The sequence below is a fragment of the Thioclava sp. IC9 genome (genome assembly GCF_002213225.1).
Lineage (GTDB): Bacteria > Pseudomonadota > Alphaproteobacteria > Rhodobacterales > Rhodobacteraceae > Thioclava > Thioclava nitratireducens.
The window spans coordinates 590,218-608,320 of record NZ_NBNX01000002.1 but is presented as its reverse complement, the minus strand read 5'-3'; the positions used below and the strand labels follow the sequence as shown (position 1 = coordinate 608,320).

The window sequence follows — 18,103 nt, the reverse complement described above, 5'->3', positions numbered from 1 at the left end:
CAAAGTCTTGGCCCGGATCCGCTTCACCAACGTCAACAAGAAATACGCCAACGGCTTCCATGCCGTGCGCGATCTCAACCTCGATATCGAGGATCGCGAGTTCATCGTCCTGCTCGGCCCTTCCGGCTGCGGCAAATCCACGACCCTCAACATGATTGCAGGGCTCGAGGAGGTCTCGGACGGCGATCTGATCTTCGACGAGCAGGTCGTGAACTACGTGCCCCCGCACAAGCGCGACGTCGCGATGGTGTTCCAGAGCTACGCGCTCTACCCGCACAAGACCGTCTACGACAATATCGGCTTCGGGCTGAAGATGCGCAACGCGTCCAAGGAAGAGATCGACGAGCGCGTTCGCGATGCGGCGAAGAAGCTCGAGATTTCGCACCTGCTCGACCGGCGTCCGTCGCAGCTTTCGGGCGGCCAGCGCCAGCGTGTAGCACTCGGCCGCGCGATGGTCCGTGATCCGTCGGTCTTCCTGATGGATGAACCGCTCTCGAACCTCGATGCGGCGCTGCGCATCTCGATGCGGGCGGAGATCAAGGAACTTCACCGCGCGATGGAGACGACCTTCGTCTACGTGACCCACGATCAGGCCGAGGCGCTCACGCTCGCGGATCGTATCGTGGTGATGAATGACGGGGTCGTGCAGCAGATCGGCACGCCTGACGACATTTACGAGCGCCCGGCGAACACCTTCGTGGCGTCGTTCCTCGGCAGCCCGCCTATCAACTACTTCGACGGCGTGCTCGAGGCAGGTCCGGATGGCGAGATGGCTTTCGTCCGCGATGGGCTGCGTCTTGTGTTGCCGGCCGATCAGGCAGCGCGCCTGAAAGGGCAGGAGGGCCGCGCGGTGCGGCTGGGTATCCGGGCCGAGGATGTCGCGGAAGGCTCCGCCGAGCCGGGATACAATGCCCTCAGCGGCACAGTGACTTCGGTGCTTCCGGTTGGCTCGGATCAGTATCTGGGTATGGATTTCGGCGGCGAGGAGCTGTTCTTCCGCGTCGGCAAGGATCTGCGCCATGCGTTCGGTGAGGACATCACCCTCGCGGTGGATCTCAACCGCCTGCATGTCTTCGATCGCGAAACCGGTCAGTCGCTGGTCTGGAACGCAGTTTGAAGCGATGAAACCGGCCCCTTTCACCTACCATCGGCCCGCGAACCTCGCTGAGGCGTTGGCGCTATTGCGCGCGCATGGACCCGCAGCGAAACCGATCGCCGGAGGACAAAGCCTCGGGCCGATGCTGAACATGCGACTGGCGCGTCCGAGCCATCTCGTCGATCTCAACGATCTGATCGAGCTGGACCGCGTCCGGGTGAAGGAGAACATGCTGGAGATCGGTGCGCTGACGCGCCATCACCGACTTGCCAATGCGCCGGAAGTGCAGCGGAGCCTGCCGCTTCTCGGTGCCGCTGCCGCCTCGATCGGGCATTACGCGATCCGCCAGCGCGGCACGATCGGCGGCAGCCTCGCCCATGCGGACCCCGCCGCCCAGTTGCCGTTGATCGCGGTGACGCTGGGGGCGACGCTGGTGATTTCGGGAACCGCAGGCGCGCGCGAAGTTCCCGCTTCCGATTTCCTGCAATCGATCATGACGGTCGATCTGCGCGATGGCGAACTGATCACCGCGCTGCGCTTTCCGCTGCCCGTCGGCGATCTGTGGGCCTTCGAGGCCTTTTCCCGACGTCACGGCGATTTCGCGTTGGTCAGCGTCGCGCTCAGTTTTGCGCGCGACGCTGAGGGGAAGATCATTGCTTTGCGGCTCGGGCTCGGGGGCGTCGATACCGTTCCGCTGCGCCTGCCCGAGATCGAGGCGCGCGCTCAGGGTAGGCCAGCCGACGAGACCACCATCCGTGACCTCGCAGCCGCGAGCGCCGCGGCGATTGCGCCCGAAGACAGCGAGCAGGTGCCCGCGGTCTATCGCCGGGAGCTTGCCGAAACGCTCGTCATTCGCGCCTTCCAGTCCGCGTTGAACCGGGAGAAGGGTGCATGACCGCTCCGACACACGACCCCCTGACGCTTTCGCTGAGCGTGAATGGCGAGACCCACGAAGTTCGGGTGCCCGCGCGCAAGCTCCTGTCGGATGTGCTGCGCGAGGATCTTGCTCTGACCGGCACCCATGTCGGCTGCGAGCACGGCGTCTGCGGTGCCTGCACGATCCTGATCGACGGGCGCCCGGCCCGTGCCTGCCTGACTTTCGCCGCCCAGATGGAGGGCCACGAGGTTACAACGGTCGAGGCCATGGGGCGGCCGGATGCCCTCTCGGTGCTTCAGCAGGCGCTGCACGAGGAACACGGACTGCAATGCGGTTTCTGCACGCCCGGCATCGTGGTGACCTTTGAGCATTATCTGCGCGAGAACCCGCATCCGACCGCAGAGGAGGTGCGCGACGTCCTGTCAGGCAATCTGTGCCGCTGCACGGGCTATCAGAATATCGTCGCCGCCGTGCTGAAGGCTGCGGCCCGGATGCGTGGAGAGGCGGCATGAGCGGTGATTTCACAGAGATCGGTCGCGCTCTGCCGCGCAAGGAGGATCGACGCCTTGTCACGGGTCGCGGGCGCTATCTCGACGATCTTGCTTTTCCCGGCGCGCTGCATGTGAGCTTCGTGCGCTCGCCCCACGCTCATGCGCGCATTCTGGGGATCGACAGCGCAGAAGCCTCCGAGATGCCCGGGGTCGTAGGTGTCTTCACCGGGCGCGATCTCGATCAGATGACGACGCGGCTGCGTCTCGCGCCGCCGATCGAAGGGTTGCAGCCAACCGAAATGACGACGCTGCCGATCGACAAGGTCCGTTTCCACGGCGATCCGGTGGTCTGCGTGGTCGCGACGGATCGTTACCTTGCCGAGGATGCGGCCGAGTGCGTTACTGTCGAATATGAACAGCTTCCGGCCGTAACCTCGATCGCGGAAGCCCTCGCCCCCGATGCGGCGCTGGTCGATGACAGCCTTTCGAGCAATCTGGTCTCGCATCAAAGCCTGAATGTCGGCGATCCCGCCGCGCGCCGGGCCGAGGCGCATCGCGTGGTCGAGGCCCGTTTCGCGCTTCATCGCCACACCCATGTTCCGCTGGAGACGCGCGGCTGCGTCGCCGATTGGGATGAAGGGCGCGCGCATCTGAACATGCATATCGGCAATCAGGTTCCGCACCCGTTGCGCAGCCAGCTTGCTGCGCGGCTGGGCCTGTCGGAAAGCCAGGTCACGGTCATTAGCCCCGATGTGGGCGGCGCGTTCGGTCAGAAGATCGCGCTCTATCGCGAGGAACTCACGGTCGCGGCTCTGTCTCGTCATCTGCGACGCCCGGTTCGGTGGCGCGAGGACCGGATGGAGAATCTGATGGCCGCCGCGCATGCGCGGGAATACGAGTGCCGCACCCGCGCTTCGGTCAGCGAAACCGGACGGATCCTCGGTCTCGAGCTCGAGATCGACGAGGATTTCGGCGGCTACTGCTTCTACCCGGCCAATTACATGGCCCGCGTCATCGCGCTTATCATGACCGGGCCTTACCGGATTCAGGACTACGCCTATGAGGTCCGCGTCGCACTGACGAACAAATGCGGTGCTGGCCCGATGCGCGCGCCGATGGCGATCACGAGCTGGGTGATGGAGGGCACGATCGACGCCATCGCCCGTGAACTCGAACTCGACCCGGTCGAGTTGCGCCGCATCAACGCGCTCGGCCCGGAGGATTTGCCCTACAAGATGCCGACGGGCGAAATCCTCGAGGATGTCAGCCCGCGGGAAACGCTCGAGATCGCCGTGGAAGCGATCGATGTCGCCGCGTTCCGCGAACGGCAAGAGAAGGCGCTCGCCGAGGGGCGGTTTCTCGGGCTCGGGCTTTGCACGGTAATCGAAAGCACGACTTACGGATCGGAATTCTACAAAGCCGCCGGCATCCCCGGATCGGGGCATGAATCGGCCTGGGTGCGTATCGAGCCGAGCGGGGCGGTCAACGCCTCCGTCGGGCTGATGGGCACGGGGCAGGGTTACGAGAGCCCGCTTTCGCAGGCGGTTGCCGAAGGGCTCGGCGTGCGCTCGGAAGATGTCACGGTCCATATGGGCAATACCGATATCGCGCCCTATGGCATGGGCAGCCGCGGTGGACGCGGCGCGACGGCCGGGGGCGGAACGCTCTATCTCTGTGCTCTCAAGGCGCGCGAACGGGTGCTCGCGATTGCGGCTTCGATGCTCGATCTCAACGATGCTGGCGGGCTGCGCATGCGGGCGGGCCAGATCGAACGGATGATTGGCGACGACTGGCAGGAGACGGGGCTTGCGTTGCCGGATGTCGCGCGACGCGCCTATTTCGACCCGCTGGCGCTGCCCGAGGGGATCGCGCCGGGGCTCGACTTCTCGCACAGCTACGACCCGCCCGCGATGACCTATTCCAATTCGACCCATGCCTGCGAGGTCGAGGTCGATCCGCAGACCGGGGCGATTTCGATCGACCGCTATCTCGTCGCGGAGGACGCCGGCACCGTCCTCAACCCGATCGTCGTGCGCGGCCAGCAGCAAGGCGCGATCGCGATGGGGCTGAGCGGCGCGCTGCTGGAACAGGTCGTTTATGACGGCACGGGGCAGAACCTCTCTGCGACGCTCGCCGATTACCTCGTGGCCTCCCCGAACGAACTGCCGGAGTTCGAAATCCTGCATCACCATACGCCGAACCGCCGCACGCCCGCCGGGATCAAGGGCATGGCCGAAGGCGGCGTGATGGGTGCGATCGGCGTGATCGCCAATGCCGTGAGCGACGCGCTCGCGCCGCGCGGCGTGACGATCGAGCGTCTTCCGCTGCCCCCCCAATCCATTCGCGCGCTCCTGCGGGAGGCCGCGCCCAGCTCAACGAAAAGGACCCAGCCGTGACAGAAGAGAAACTCAGCGTCGGCTTCATCGGACTCGGAATCATGGGCCAGCACATGGCGGGGCATATCCTCGCCGCGGGGCATCCGCTCAACATCTACAACCGCACCCGCGCCAAGGGCGATGCCCTCGTCGCGAAGGGGGCGACATGGTGCGACAGCCCCGGCGCCGTTGCCGAGGCCAGCGACATCACGATCACCATCGTGGGCTACCCCGCCGATGTCGAACAGGTCTACCTCGGTGAGGGTGGGATCATCGCCAAGGCGCGCCCGGGCTCGGTGCTGATCGATATGACCACCTCGAGCCCGGCTCTGGCCGCGAAGATCGCGCAGGCGGCTCTTGCACGCAATATCTCCGCGCTCGATGCACCGGTGTCCGGCGGCGATGTCGGCGCGAAAGCGGGCAAGCTCGCGATCATGCTGGGCGGCGACCAGCGGGCGTTCGAGCGGGTTCTGCCGGTGCTGGAGTTGATGGGCGGAAATATCGCGCTGATGGGTAAGGCGGGGGCTGGCCAGCACACCAAGATGGCCAACCAGATCGCCATCGCCTCGACCATGCTCGCCGTCGCGGAAAGCATCAGCTATGCGCGCGCCGCCGGTCTGGAGCCGATGCAGGTTCTCAAGGTCATCGGAACCGGGGCGGCGTCGAGCTTCTTGCTCAACGGGCTCGGACCGAAGATGGTCGATGAGGATTTCGCACCCGGCTTCTTCGTCCATCATTTCGTCAAGGACATGTCGATCGCGCTGAGCGAGGCCGAAAGACTGGGCCTCGATCTGCCGGGCCTGTCTCTGGCGCGCAGCCTCTATGGCAAGCTGGTGGATGACGGTTTCGGCGAAGAGGGCACGCAGGCGCTCTACCGCGCCTATAACGCGATCCATGCGGAGGCCGGGTGATGCGGTTCGAAGGCGATCACCTGATCCCGGCCGATCCCGAAACCGTCTGGCGTGGGCTCAACGATCCCGAGGTGCTGCGCCGCGCGATCCCGGGCTGCGAGGCGATGGAGCAGACGGGTGAGGCCGAATTCACCGCTACGGTCGTGGCGCGGGTGGGCCCGGTCTCGGCCAGCTTTCGCGGCAAGGTGGATCTGAGCGATCTGGTCCCGCCCGTCTCATACCGGATCGCCGGGCGCGGGCAGGGTGGCCCTGCGGGCTTCGCCAAGGGCGGCGCGGAAATCAAGCTCGCGCCCGAAGGCGAGGGCACGCGCTTGTCCTATGTCGCCGATGTCGAGGTTGGCGGCAAACTGGCCGCGGTCGGCGGGCGATTGATCCAGGGCGTCGCGCGCAAGAATGCCGAGGATTTCTTCAATGCCTTCTCGCGGGTCGTGACCGGCGAGGCGGAGGATATAAGTTCGGATAGCGCAGGCGCCGCCCCGACGGGTGCGGTGGCTACTGCGGCGGTGGGGCATATTCCGCTGATCGACCGCGTGGCTTGGCTTCTGGTCGGTCTTGGCCTCGGGTTTGGGATCTGCTGGCTCTTTGGTTGAAAGGACGCGCGATGAACATCACCCCGGCGATCAAGGCGATGGAAGACCAGTTGGTCGAATGGCGGCACGCGCTGCATCGTCGCCCAGAACTGGCCTTCGAAGAACACGAGACCGCTGCCTTCATCGCAGCTGAGTTGCGCAGGTTCGGGCTCGAGGTCCATGAGGGGCTCGCCGGGACCGGAGTGATCGGCGTTCTGCGTAATGGCGAAGGGCCGACGGTCGGTCTGCGCGCCGATATCGACGCGCTGCCGATCTCCGAACTGACCGGGGCGGACTATGCGTCCGAGATCCCCGGCAAGATGCATGCCTGTGGCCATGACGGTCACACCACGATGCTGCTCGGGGCGGCGCAGGCGATGGCGACCGATCCGCCGGGTCCAGGCACGGTGGTGTTCATCTTCCAGCCCGCCGAGGAAAACGAAGGCGGCGCGCGGGTGATGATCGAGGATGGGTTGCTCGACCAGTTCCCGCTCGACAGCACCTTTGCGCTGCATAACTGGCCGGGGCTGGAGGCAGGCAAGATCGCGATGCGCGCGGGCCCCGTCATGGCCGCGTTCGACACGTTCGAACTGAAGGTGATGGGCAAGGGGTCGCATGGCGCGATGCCGCATGAGGGGATCGACCCGATCACGCTGGCCGCGCAGTTGCAGATGGCGTGGCAGACGATTGTGAGCCGCGCGGTGGATCCGACCGATGCGACGGTGATTTCCGTGACGCAAATCCATGCGGGCCACACGCTCAATGTGATCCCCGACGAAGTGATCTTGCGCGGCACCGTGCGCACCCTGCGCCCCGCGACGCGTGACTTTGTGCAGGTCGAGATGACGCGCCGCGCCGAGATGATCGCCGAGGCATTTCACGCGACCGCAGAACTAACCTATCAGCGCCGCTACCCGGCCACGATCAACGACGCGGGGGCCGCCGAAACGGCTCGCCGCGCGGCCGAGACCATTGTGGGCAGCGATGCGGTGCAGGTCGATTACGCACCCAGCATGGCGAGCGAGGATTTCGCGTTCCTTCTGGAGAAGGTGCCCGGCGCCTATGGCTGGATCGGCAACGGATCGGCCGAAGGCGGGCGCAACCTTCACAGCCCGCATTACGATTTCAACGATGCGATCCTGCCGCTCGGCGTGCAGTTCTTCGTCGAGGTCGCGCATCGCGCGCTGGCCGGGTCGAACGATTGAGGGTCCAGCCGTGCCCCATCCCGCCGCGCAAGATCCCTGGTTCGAACTGGCAAGGTCTGACAAACCCGGAGCGATCGCGGTCATCTCCGGCATCGAAGGCCCGGCCTATCGCAATTTCGGCACCGCGATGGCGATCTTGCCGGACGGTCGGCGCTTCGGGGCGCTGAGCTCCGGCTGTATCGAAGAAGATGTGGTCGATCATGCGCTCGCTGCGCTGGCCGATGGGAAGGTGCGCAAGCTGCGCTATGGCGCGGGCTCGCCCTTTTTCGATCTGAAACTGCCCTGCGGAGGCGCACTCGAGGTCACGGTGATCCCCGCGCCGGACCGCGCCTTGTTGACCGAGTTGGCAGACCGGCGCACGCGGCGCGAGGAGACGGCCTTAGGGTTGAGCGCGTCGGGTGGCTTGCGTTTCACGCCCGAGGACGAGGCTCCCGCCGAGACGATTGATCTGCGTATCGCTTTCCTCCCGGAGCCTCGCTTCGTGATTTTTGGGGCTGGCGCCGAGGCGGTCTTCTTCGCCGATCTGGTGCGCGCCACCGGCGCGCCGCATCTTCTTTTGACGCCCGAAGACGACACGTTTGCCAATGCTGAAGGCGCTGGTTGCACGGTGCGAAAATTGGACCGAAGCGCGATCCCTCCAGATCTTGTCATCGACGCCCATACCGCCGTGATCCTTCTGTTTCACGATCACGATTGGGAACTGGATATACTTCAAGAAGCGCTCGCAACCCCCGCGTTCTATATCGGAGCGCAGGGAAGCATGCGCACGCAAAATCGCCGACAGAAAGGTTTGCAGGCCCGTGGTGTCGAGGCGGCGTCCCGCGCGCGGGTTCGCGGGCCGATCGGGGTGATCCAATCCGCGCGCGACCCAAGGCTGCTGGCCGTTTCTGTGCTGGCCGAAGTGTTTGCAGAAGTGCAGCGCGGCCTATGAAATTCGAGGGTGCCGGCCCGAACAAGTCCCTGCGAACCTTATCAAAGCCCAAATGCTCTGAGCGACAAAAGCTCGACCGATGCCTTGAGCGGCGCTTTTCTTTCGGCAGGCGTCACGGCAGAGGCCACCATCGATATCTTTGGTGGTCGAGCCTTCTGGGCTGCCCGGCTTTCGCCCGCAGTTAGGCCTTCCGACTTTTCAAGAAGCGCCGGACGTAGAAGCCGAGGCCTACCAGGATCGCAACCAGCACCACACCGTTGAGGGCGTGCATCGTGTTGCGCAGGGCCGGGCTTTTGTCCCACTCTTCGCCGAGCTTGAGGCCGACATAGGCAAGGACGAGGCACCAGGGCCACGAGCCCATGAAGGTGTAGATCTGGAACTTCCAAAACGGCATCCGTGCGATGCCGGCCGGGAGGGAGATGAAGGTTCTCACCAGCGGCAAGAGCCTCGAGATAAAGACCGCGGCGCTGCCGAAACGGGAGAACCAGCGATCGGCCCGGTCCAGATCCGAGGGGCTGAGCAAGATGTAGCGCCCCCAGCGTTCCACGGCCTTGCGACCGCCATAGGCACCGGCGAGATAGGCGATCGTCGAGCCGATATTGCAGCCGAGCGCACCAACGGTGGCGACAAGGAGCAGCGAGAACTGACCGGTGGACGCGAGATAGCCCGAGAAGGGCATGATCACTTCAGATGGGAGTGGGATGCAGGCGGATTCAATCGCCATCAAAGCAGCAATCCCGGCATAGCCCATGGAGCTGATTGCATGGGTTATGAAGCCCGCGATGGCTGCCATTAGTCCTGAAAACATGTCCTGTTCTTTCCACTGCTAAACGAGGTCGGATCGCCGAGCTGCGCGTTATCGAAGCGACTTTCCAAGGCGCTCGGCACGGAGCCTGTCCTGCGGCTAGGCGCGTTAGAGGAAGGTGTAGCGGCGACGAGGACGGGAAAGAAATCTCGCGAAAGCGTGTCCAAGCCCCGCCTATTCCGCTTCCGTTTTTCCGATCAGCTGCGAGGGCGGGCTTTTTCGCAGGGTGCGGCCGTGCCTTTCGAGCGGGTGATCGACCCGACAACGTCGATACGCGGCCGGGCGGCTTCGATATTTGCACCCCGCGTCGCGCCAAATCTCTCCGCACTTTTCGTCGCTTGTGGGCGATGGCTTGCGGCTGTCGAACGCTCGCATTCTTTTCAGGGTCGCCGGAATCATTGTGTCGAGAGCTTCGCCAAATTGCCTTCGCAAACCTTTTTGGCACGCATTCGCGGATTTCCTTCCAGCGTGGGGAATCTTCCTGATGTTCTGCATGCTTGCCGCCGCTGCGGCGTGATCAGGCAATGGCTGCTCGGGATTTTTGCGTTTTTGAGCATTTTGGCTTCATGTTTTCAAGCTAGAGAGCTTTTTGGGGATTTCTGCTTTTTCGATTTTCGCATGACCTTGCCCTCCCGAGGCGTGCGTTACCCTTGCGTAATCCAGGGGCGAGCCAGCCCAAACTGCCAGGGGTTTCTTCTGAGGCGCGCAGGTCACGACAGGAGCGGCGAGGCGCAGGACGAAACGTGTTCGATTAATTTGAGATGTTTCACACGCCAAAGCGCAAGCACGCGAAGAACGGGAGGCCGTTGCCGGTCGAGTTCGAATGATTGCGGAAACCGAGACAGGAAAGCGTCCCAAAAACGGGGGGCTGTTATATGCATGCACAAAAAAATTGTTGATACCCCCATCGTCCAAACGGCGAGATTGCAGCGCCATTCGTTCGGAATTGCGCTCAATCAATGTGGCGATACGCCATCGCTGTGATGCTGAAGAGCGAACACCGAGGGGGTATGTCATGGTCAAGAAAATTCTCATCGCAACCGACGGTTCGGACGCGTCAAATCGCGCGGTGGAGCTCGGAGCAGATATTGCCGCACGCTTCAGGGTGCCGGCCGTGCTGCTCCATGTTCTTTTGCGCGATCATCTCTCGGAAGGGCTGCGGCACATGGCCGAGGTGGAATACGAACCCGCGGAGGGTGGTCGGAACCTTGTCGAAGCGGTTTCGGCGCTGCCCCATGCCCGTTTCCCCCTCGCGGATCTCATGCCGAGGAGCGCCCAGACCGAGGACGAGTTGCTGCGCGCCGTGGCAAAGCGCATCCTCGACATCGCCGAACGCACGCTGCATGATCATGGCGCGGAGCGCGTGGAATGTCTGACCGCGGATGGCGATGCAGCCCGCCGGATCGTCGAAGCTGCCGAGGACACCGACGCAGACATGATCGTGATGGGCGCGCGGGGGCTATCGGACCTCAAGGCGCTGATCGTTGGAAGCGTTTCTCAAAAAGTCCAGCATCTCTCTCCAGTGACGGTCGTAAGCGTCCGCTGATCTCGAGATATGGCCTGAGCGGAGGAGCCGGCCGTGCTGGGTAGCCCATGGTTATCGTTCGTCGAGGTCCCAAAAGTTCAGAGACACTTCTGATTGGGTGCCGATCTGAGCTTCCAAGTCAGAAGACGATATGCATCGACGCTCTTACTTGTCGGTTATCTGCGGAGGCGAGGTCCGAGTTGAACTGATAACCGACCGGCAAGAACGGCTGCTCTGAGGCCTCGACGCGCGTCAGTATTCCGCAAAGGGGGCGGGACTGGCCCTGATAGATCCGCTATGACATTGAAGCGTTCCGCCGATACCGTGTGTTCAACCATCCCTATTGACGAACCCGGTCCACTTACAGGGTTCTCTGCGATTCAGGGTCATAGGTCCAGGCAACAAACCGGCTTGTCTTCTGCCCCTGTCCCATTTCGACGACCTTGAATTCGGCAACCTTCGCATTCCTCAGCAGTCTGGAGAGTGGCCGCAGGTTGTCTTTCTTGGAGACCAGGGAGGTAAACCATAGACATTGATCGGCGAAATCGATGCTCTGCTCGATCATTCTGGCGATGAAGCCGATCTCGCCACCGGGGCACCAAAGTTCTGCGTTCTGGCCACCGAAATTGAGTTTTTTCGAGTGCGCTTTGCCAAGGTTCCGCCACTTCCGCCGGGTGCCCTTGTCTGCCTGTTCAAGGGACGCGTGAAACGGCGGATTGCACAGGGTGACGTGGAAGATGTCATCGGGCTCTATGACCCCTTTGAAGATATCTTCCGGATTGTTCTGGCGCCTGAGCCTTATGTTCAGGCCGTTTCGCTTGCAGATCTGGCGCGCCGATTTGATTGAGACAGGATCGATGTCGACCCCGGTGAAATCCCAGCCATATTCATGCTGACCAATCAGCGGATATACGAGGCTGGCACCTGTCCCTATGTCCAGAGCCTTGATGTCAGGCCCGTGCGGGATCTTTCGGCCATTACTCTCAGCAAGAAGATCCGCCAGGTAATGGATGTAATCGACCCGCCCGGGGATCGGGGGGCAGAGGTAAGTGGCGGGGATCTCCCAGAACTCAATATCGTAATGCGTTAGCAAAAGCGCCTGGTTGAGCATGCGGACCGCGTCCACGTCCGAAAAATCGATCGTCATCCGGCCGCGGGATTTCTTGTCGTGAAGGCCTCCAGTCCGGGTGACTGCGCGATCAGCCGTTCGAAGTCATACCCCTCCCGGTGTTGATTGCGTGGGTGCAACATCGGTTTGATGGCCATCGAAAAACCTTCATGCATATTGGTGGGGAAAACGCGTCCAACTGGATGCGATCATAGGTTTTCATGGCGGCGTGAGGAACGCCCGAACGGCCATACCAGAACTTCGCAAAGACACCAACCGCTGCGGCGGCGCTCCTCGGGGCCTGCTACAGGGCATCAACCGCCCCGAAAGACGTCGTCCTTGGTAAAGTTCGGGTCGCAAACTGGACTGACAGTTAGCCAAGATCTTTTAAAAATTCTTTGCCGAGGGAGACGGACGCCGAATTTCCCTTTCGGTCCCCGAGAAGGAAAGTGACGACACGGTGAAGAAGCTGGGCCTCGACGCCACCGATATCCGTATCCTGAGTGCCGTTCAGCGCCATGGGCAGTTGAGCAAGACGCGCCTGTCCGAAATCGTGAATATCTCGGCGACGCCTTGCTGGGCACGGCTCGATCGGCTGAAGGCGGCGGGGTATATCAGGGGCTATCACGCCGATATCGCGCTTGAGCGGGTCGTCGACTTTACGCAAGTGGTCGTCACGGTCTCCCTGACCCATCATCGCAAGGCCGATTTCGAAAGGTTCGAAGCGTGGTTGTATCGCCACGACGAGATTACCGAATGCATCGCGACGGGCGGCGGAATGGACTACGTGATGAAAGCTGTTTGCAGGAGCCTCACGGCATTCCAGGTGCTGATGCAGGACATGATGGATTCCGAACTCGGCGTCGATCGTTACATGACCTACATCGCCACTCGCGTGGTCAAAGCCTCCCACCCGAACATCGCAAAAATGGCGGGGCCGGTTCCGGCCGACCGAACGGCCTGAAGCGGGCTGCGATTTCAGTCCGAACGGTCCTGAAAACGCCCGTCATTTGGACCGCTGCGCGCCGATTTCGTCGCTTAAATCCGAGTCATCTACCACCGCGTCCCGGATCGACAGATCGGGCTTCAGCAAAGGCGCAAAACGATGAAGGCAGACGAGTTCGGCTTCGGCACCCAGATCCGCAAATCCCCCTATTTCGACGCCACCGTCCGCTGGGGCGCGAAGGGGTTTTCCGTCTACAATCATATGTATATCCCGCGCGACTTCGGCGACCCCGAGCAGAACTTCTGGAACCTAGTCAACGATGCCATCCTGTGCGACGTGGCCGTCGAGCGGCAGGTCGAGATCACGGGTCCCGATGCGGCGCGCTTCGTTCAGATGCTCACGCCGCGCGACCTGTCCAAGATGGCTGTCGGACAGTGCAAATACATCCTCATTACCAATGCACAGGGCGGTATCCTTAACGACCCGATCTTGCTGCGGCTGGCCGAAAACCACTTCTGGATCTCGCTTGCCGATAGCGACATCCTGCTCTGGGCGCAGGGCGTCGCCGTGCATTCCGGCCTCGACGTGCGGATCTGCGAACCCGACGTGTCGCCGCTGCAGCTTCAGGGACCGAAGTCCGGCCAGATCATGCAGGCGCTCTTCGGCGACGAAATCCTCAGCCTCAAATACTACTGGCTGCGTGAGCTGGAACTCGATGGAATCCCGTTGGTGGTCTCCCGGACCGGATGGTCTAGCGAGCTGGGCTATGAGCTTTATCTCCGCGACGGTTCCAAGGGGGATGCTCTGTGGGAACGGATCATGGCGACGGGCGTGAAGTTCGGGCTGAAGCCGGGCCACACCTCGTCCATTCGGCGCATCGAGGGAGGCATGCTCTCCTACCATGCTGATGCTGACATCAACACCAATCCTTACGAGCTCGGTCTCGACCGACTTGTGAATCTCGATATGGAGGCCGAATTCATCGGCAAGGCAGCGTTGCGAACCATCCGCGACGAGGGTGTGACGCGGATGCAAGTGGGCCTTGTCATCGACGCGGAGCCTCTGGCGGGGCCGAACACGACTTTCTGGCAGATCAACCAGAATGGCGAGGAGATCGGCAAGGTGACGTCCGCCATCTACTCGCCCCGGTTGGAACGCAATATCGCGCTGGCGATGGTCGGTGTGAGCCACGCGCAAATCGGCATGAAAGTCGAAGTGGTTCTGCCATCCGGTCCGACCCTCGCCACCGTGGTTGAGCGACCCTTCTTCGACCCGAAAAAAGCGCTCGCGGCAGCCTGACCCCGAAGCCCTCGCCAAAAGCCCCTTCCAACCTACGGGATTGGTGGGGGAGTTTCATAAATGTGCGCCGGGCCATCAGGCCCAGGTCGTGGGATCAAGACGAAAGTATGTCGTCAGCTGGTCGTAGAGCGCGGGTTCGGCGTGTTTGAGCTCCACCGGTCGCTCGAAGAATACCTCGACCAGAACGGCGAAAAACTCTTCCGGTCCCTCGGCGCCATAAGTGTCGATCACGGTCCGGCGCCCATGGCTCACTTGCTGAACATGGTGCTTGTATGCCTCTGCGAATACCGTCACCCAGCCAGAAAAGCTTTGGTCTTTTTCGAGCGCCGGAATTCCATCAGTGCGTCCCGAAAGATCGTCGAGCTGGTGGGCAAATTCATGAAACACGACGTTATGGCCATCGTGATCGTTGAAGGCCCCCCTCTGGGCGTGCGTCCAAGACAGAACGACCGGACCGCGCGCCCAGCTCTCCCCGGTTCGGATCGTCTCGCGTTCCGTCAAAACATAACCGTTGCGCTGAGCCTGCCGGGACTTGAAGGCTCCGGGATAGATCAGAATAGTGCGAAGGTGGTCATACCAGCTCGGTGAATTGACGATGAGCAGACAGGCCTGGGCGGCGATGGAAAGCCGCATTTCATCGGTCACGTCCAAGCCATCGCAGCCGATGAAGTCGACTTGGTCCAACAACAGACTGATCTTGCCTTCGAGCCGATCTTGCAGGTCGGGCGGTAGTTTCCGGATCAAAGGGACCTGCTGCTGAACGATGACACGCTGAGGCTCCGGAAGCGCGGTATTCAGTAGATGGGAGCGCTTCTGTCGCTTGAACCAGAAGATACATCCAATGCAGCCTGTGGCAAGGATCACGAGGATAAGCAAAGCTGTCATATGAATGGCCCAGTGTATCGTAGATGCTCTCTTTGCTAATCTTGAGGCAAACAGGCCGTGATGTGCAGCACCAAGTTCAACGACGATTTCGAGCGAGATGCGGTCGTGCAGAACACGGAAAAGGGGTTGCTGTGAACAGGCGTGCAATTTTGACCCCGTAGCGGGGTAATCGGCATCCAAAAATGACCCCCCTTTACACTGATGTGGATGATGCTCCCGAGGTCATCGGGGAGCACAGTGTGGGATGTTGGTTGTGGAGACGATTGCGAAGATCCGGCGGGCGTATTTTCAGGACAAGAAGTCGATCAAGCAGATTTGCCGAGAGCTGCGGGTCTCTCGGAATACGGTGCGCAAGGTAATCCGGTCAGGGGCAACCGAACTGACCTACGAGCGCACGATCCAGCCGCTACCGAAGATCGGCCCCTGGACGGATAAGCTCAATGACACGCTGGCGGCTAACGCTCGAAAGCCGAAGCGTGAACGGCTCACCCTCATCCGGATCTTCGAGGAACTACGCGCCCGCGGCTACGACGGCGGCTATGATGCCGTCCGACGCTACGCCGCTTCCTGGAACAGGGAGGAACGGGAGTCGTCGGCTGCCGCGTATGTCCCGCTGACCTTCGCCCCGGGCGAGGCCTACCAGTTTGACTGGAGCCATGAGATTGTGGTGATCGACGGGGTGACGACCACGGTGAAGGTTGCCCACGTTCGCCTGTGTCACAGCCGGATGCTATTCGTCCGAGCCTATCCTCGCGAGACGCAGGAGATGGTCTTCGACGCCCACGACAAGGCCTTCGCCTTCTTCGGCGGGACCTGCACGCGCGGGATCTACGACAGCGGGAATTGTCCGCCATTGGTCCGAGGACAATGGACGCGAAGACGGCGGTGGACACGATCTTCGTCGGCCGCGATCGCGCCTACAATCGACGCTTTCAACAGATGTGCGGGCATTACCTGGTCGATCCAGTTGCCTGCACCCCGGCCTCGGGCTGGGAGAAAGGACAGGTCGAGAACCAGGTCGGGGTCGTGCGGCGGCGGTTCTTCGTCCCACGGCCCAAGTTCAAAAGCTACGCCGAGCTCAATGACGCGCCTTGTTGCGCCATTGGTCCGAGCGACAATGGGGCGTGCTTGAAGATCGCTGCGTGGCCTGGGCAAAGGCCAATCTCCATCAGGAGCTCAGGGACCAGACGAACTGGGACGTATTCCAAGCCGAGCGCGAGAGCCTCGTGCCCTATGTCGGCCCGTTCGACGGCTTTCACGCCGTGCCTGCCGCTCGACCATTGTTCTCGAACCAATGGCGAACAAGGTCTCGCTGTCCAAGACCTGCCTCGTGCGGTTCGACAATAATCGATACTCAGTCGATGCACGCGCCGTCGGACGACCGGTCGAGATCCGCGCCTACGCCGAGCGCATCGAGTTCTGGCAAGACGGCAAGGTCGTTGGCCAGCACGAGCGCGCCTTCGGGCGCAGCAAGGACGTCTACAACCCTCTGCACTACATCCCTGTTCTTGCGCGCAAACCGGGCGCCTTGCGCAACGGCGCGCCCTTCAAGGACTGGGAGCTGCCGCCCGCGATAAAGCGTGTTCAGCGCAAGCTCGGGAAGGTGCCGAACGGTGATCGCCAGATGGTCCAGATCCTGCGCATGATCCCTACCGATGGGTTGGATGCGGTGGAAGCTGCCTGTTCGGACGCGCTGATGGAAGGGGCTCCAGCAGCGGCCGTCGTGCTGAACATCCTGGCCCGGCATCGTGAACCACCACCGCCACTGACAATCACCACACCGGATGCGCTGCGTCTGACCTGCGAACCAGTGGCCGACTGCAAACGCTATGACAGTCTGAGGAGACCAAACCATGGAAAGGTCACAGGTTCTGGACGCGATGGGCCAGCTGAAGCTCTATGGAATGAAGGCCGCTTACGATGAGATCATCACCACGGCCGTGAAGCGGCAGCACGAGACACAGCAGATCGTCGGTGATCTGTTGAACGCCGAAATCAGCGAGGTGAGGCGTGAGCCGCCACTGGTTCGGGGCCACGCCGAACGGCACGCTCGATCAAGTATCAGCTGACCATCGCCCGACTGCCTTTGGCAAAGGAAATCGACGAGTTCACCTTTGAGGACACGCCGGTGAACGAGACGCTGGTGCGCGACCTCGCAACAGGTGACTTCCTCGATCAACAGCGCAACGTCGTGCTGATCGGCGGCACTGGGACCGGAAAATCGCATCTCGCCGTCAGTATTGCACGAGCCTGCATAAGACGTGGCAAGCGCGGCCGGTTCTTCAATGTTGTGGACTTGGTGAACAAGCTCGATGCCGAGGCCCGCGCCGATCGCCAAGGACGCACTGCCGATCTGCTCTGCCGCCTCGACTTCCTGATCCTCGACGAGTTGGGCTACCTACCATTCGCTCAGACCGGCGGGCAGCTCCTCTTCCATCTCATCAGTCGCCTCTACGAGCGCACCTCGATTATCGTGACGACCAACCTCGACTTCGGAGAGTGGCCCTCGGTCTTCGGCGATGCGAAGATGACGACCGCGCTCCTCGACCGACTTACCCACCATTGCGATATCGTCGAAACCGGCAATGAGTACTGGCGCTTCAAGACCCGCGAATGACCGAAGACCCGCTGGCCCGATACGGCTACGCGGTGTGATAGCTACACCGCATCGGGCCAGCTCTCGTCGTGCCAAAGGGGGTCAATTTTGGGCGCCGATTGGGGCCAAGATTGCGTGCCGATTGACAGACGCACTCCCACCCAATGATCGATGCCTTCAAGGCCGAGGCCCAGCTGCTGCGCATTCCGGGCAAGAGCGATCCTACCAAGGCCTTCCGATCGGTCTCAGCCGTTGGTTCTCCTTCGAGCTCTTCCTCGAAGACGGCCGCGTTGGCCTCGACAATAACGCCGCCGAGCGCGCCATGCGCCCGATCGGCATCGAACGGAAAAACTGGCTCTTCGCCGGCTCCGATAGCGGTGGCGAGACGCTGGCCAGAGCGATGACCCTCATCGAAACCGCCAAGATGAACGGGCTGGATCCGTAGGTGCTCTGCCCCCTGAGAACTGGACCGTTTGAAGCTGGA

13 protein-coding genes and 5 pseudogenes are annotated in these 18,103 nt (G+C 62.1%); 15 read left to right on the top strand and 3 right to left on the bottom strand.

Features of this window, described 5'->3' with window-relative positions:
* Window positions 1–7 precede the first annotated feature (7 nt).
* The 8 genes from ugpC to B6V76_RS08335 are packed head-to-tail and all read left to right on the top strand — an operon-like array spanning window position 8 to window position 8,455.
* The gene (gene ugpC, locus B6V76_RS08370; RefSeq protein ID WP_088727170.1) at window positions 8–1,117 is read left to right on the top strand and encodes a sn-glycerol-3-phosphate ABC transporter ATP-binding protein UgpC; all 1,110 of its coding nucleotides are present in this window, start codon (window positions 8–10) and stop codon (window positions 1,115–1,117) included.
* Window positions 1,118–1,121: 4 nt separating this feature from the next.
* On the top strand, window positions 1,122–1,991 hold the full coding sequence (locus B6V76_RS08365) for an FAD binding domain-containing protein (RefSeq protein ID WP_088727169.1): 870 nt from the start codon (window positions 1,122–1,124) through the stop codon (window positions 1,989–1,991).
* Window positions 1,988–2,485, top strand: coding sequence for a (2Fe-2S)-binding protein (locus tag B6V76_RS08360; protein ID WP_088727168.1), 498 nt, complete (start codon window positions 1,988–1,990; stop codon window positions 2,483–2,485). Before B6V76_RS08365 ends, B6V76_RS08360 begins: the two co-directional genes overlap by 4 nt.
* A complete protein-coding gene (locus tag B6V76_RS08355; RefSeq protein WP_088727167.1) occupies window positions 2,482–4,860 on the top strand; it encodes a xanthine dehydrogenase family protein molybdopterin-binding subunit in 2,379 nt (792 codons plus the stop codon). Before B6V76_RS08360 ends, B6V76_RS08355 begins: the two co-directional genes overlap by 4 nt.
* Complete coding sequence (locus B6V76_RS08350; protein WP_088727166.1) at window positions 4,857–5,750, top strand: NAD(P)-dependent oxidoreductase; 894 nt, start codon at window positions 4,857–4,859, stop codon at window positions 5,748–5,750. Before B6V76_RS08355 ends, B6V76_RS08350 begins: the two co-directional genes overlap by 4 nt.
* On the top strand, window positions 5,750–6,340 hold the full coding sequence (locus B6V76_RS08345; protein ID WP_088727165.1) for a carbon monoxide dehydrogenase subunit G: 591 nt from the start codon (window positions 5,750–5,752) through the stop codon (window positions 6,338–6,340). Before B6V76_RS08350 ends, B6V76_RS08345 begins: the two co-directional genes overlap by 1 nt.
* An 11-nt stretch (window positions 6,341–6,351) precedes the next feature.
* A complete protein-coding gene (locus B6V76_RS08340; protein ID WP_088727164.1) occupies window positions 6,352–7,524 on the top strand; it encodes a M20 aminoacylase family protein in 1,173 nt (390 codons plus the stop codon).
* Between the two features lie 10 nt (window positions 7,525–7,534).
* Window positions 7,535–8,455, top strand: a complete 921-nt coding sequence (locus B6V76_RS08335; protein WP_166504568.1) for an XdhC family protein — start codon at window positions 7,535–7,537, stop codon at window positions 8,453–8,455.
* Between the two features lie 181 nt (window positions 8,456–8,636).
* Here the strand turns inward: B6V76_RS08335 and B6V76_RS08330 are convergent, their stop codons facing one another.
* Window positions 8,637–9,248 (bottom strand): DedA family protein, encoded by a 612-nt coding sequence (locus tag B6V76_RS08330; RefSeq protein WP_206184187.1) that lies wholly within the window; start codon window positions 9,246–9,248, stop codon window positions 8,637–8,639.
* A 719-nt stretch (window positions 9,249–9,967) separates the two neighbouring features.
* Here B6V76_RS08330 and B6V76_RS20145 point away from each other — a divergent pair.
* Window positions 9,968–10,087 (top strand): annotated as a pseudogene (locus B6V76_RS20145) (IS3 family transposase); the annotation flags it as partial.
* A gap of 188 nt (window positions 10,088–10,275) precedes the next feature.
* Window positions 10,276–10,806, top strand: a complete 531-nt coding sequence (locus B6V76_RS08325) for a universal stress protein (RefSeq protein WP_075777143.1) — start codon at window positions 10,276–10,278, stop codon at window positions 10,804–10,806.
* Window positions 10,807–11,146: 340 nt separating this feature from the next.
* Here the strand turns inward: B6V76_RS08325 and rlmF are convergent.
* Window positions 11,147–12,051 (bottom strand): annotated as a pseudogene (rlmF, locus tag B6V76_RS08320) (23S rRNA (adenine(1618)-N(6))-methyltransferase RlmF).
* A gap of 302 nt (window positions 12,052–12,353) precedes the next feature.
* Here rlmF and B6V76_RS08315 point away from each other — a divergent pair.
* A complete protein-coding gene (locus B6V76_RS08315; protein ID WP_088727162.1) occupies window positions 12,354–12,857 on the top strand; it encodes an Lrp/AsnC family transcriptional regulator in 504 nt (167 codons plus the stop codon).
* 141 nt (window positions 12,858–12,998) lie between these two features.
* A complete protein-coding gene (locus tag B6V76_RS08310; protein ID WP_088727161.1) occupies window positions 12,999–14,138 on the top strand; it encodes a glycine cleavage T C-terminal barrel domain-containing protein in 1,140 nt (379 codons plus the stop codon).
* A gap of 75 nt (window positions 14,139–14,213) precedes the next feature.
* On the opposite strand, the gene B6V76_RS08305 is transcribed toward B6V76_RS08310, so the two are convergent.
* Window positions 14,214–15,203, bottom strand: coding sequence for a M90 family metallopeptidase (locus B6V76_RS08305; protein ID WP_240497827.1), 990 nt, complete (start codon window positions 15,201–15,203; stop codon window positions 14,214–14,216).
* 64 nt (window positions 15,204–15,267) lie between these two features.
* Here B6V76_RS08305 and istA point away from each other — a divergent pair.
* The 3 pseudogenes from istA to B6V76_RS08290 form a co-directional block, all read left to right on the top strand.
* Window positions 15,268–16,947, top strand: a pseudogene (istA, locus tag B6V76_RS08300) (IS21 family transposase).
* A pseudogene (istB, locus tag B6V76_RS08295) lies at window positions 16,877–17,640 on the top strand (IS21-like element helper ATPase IstB). Before istA ends, istB begins: the two co-directional pseudogenes overlap by 71 nt.
* A 223-nt stretch (window positions 17,641–17,863) precedes the next feature.
* Window positions 17,864–18,061, top strand: a pseudogene (locus B6V76_RS08290) (transposase); the annotation flags it as partial.
* Between the last annotated feature and the right edge of the window lie 42 nt (window positions 18,062–18,103).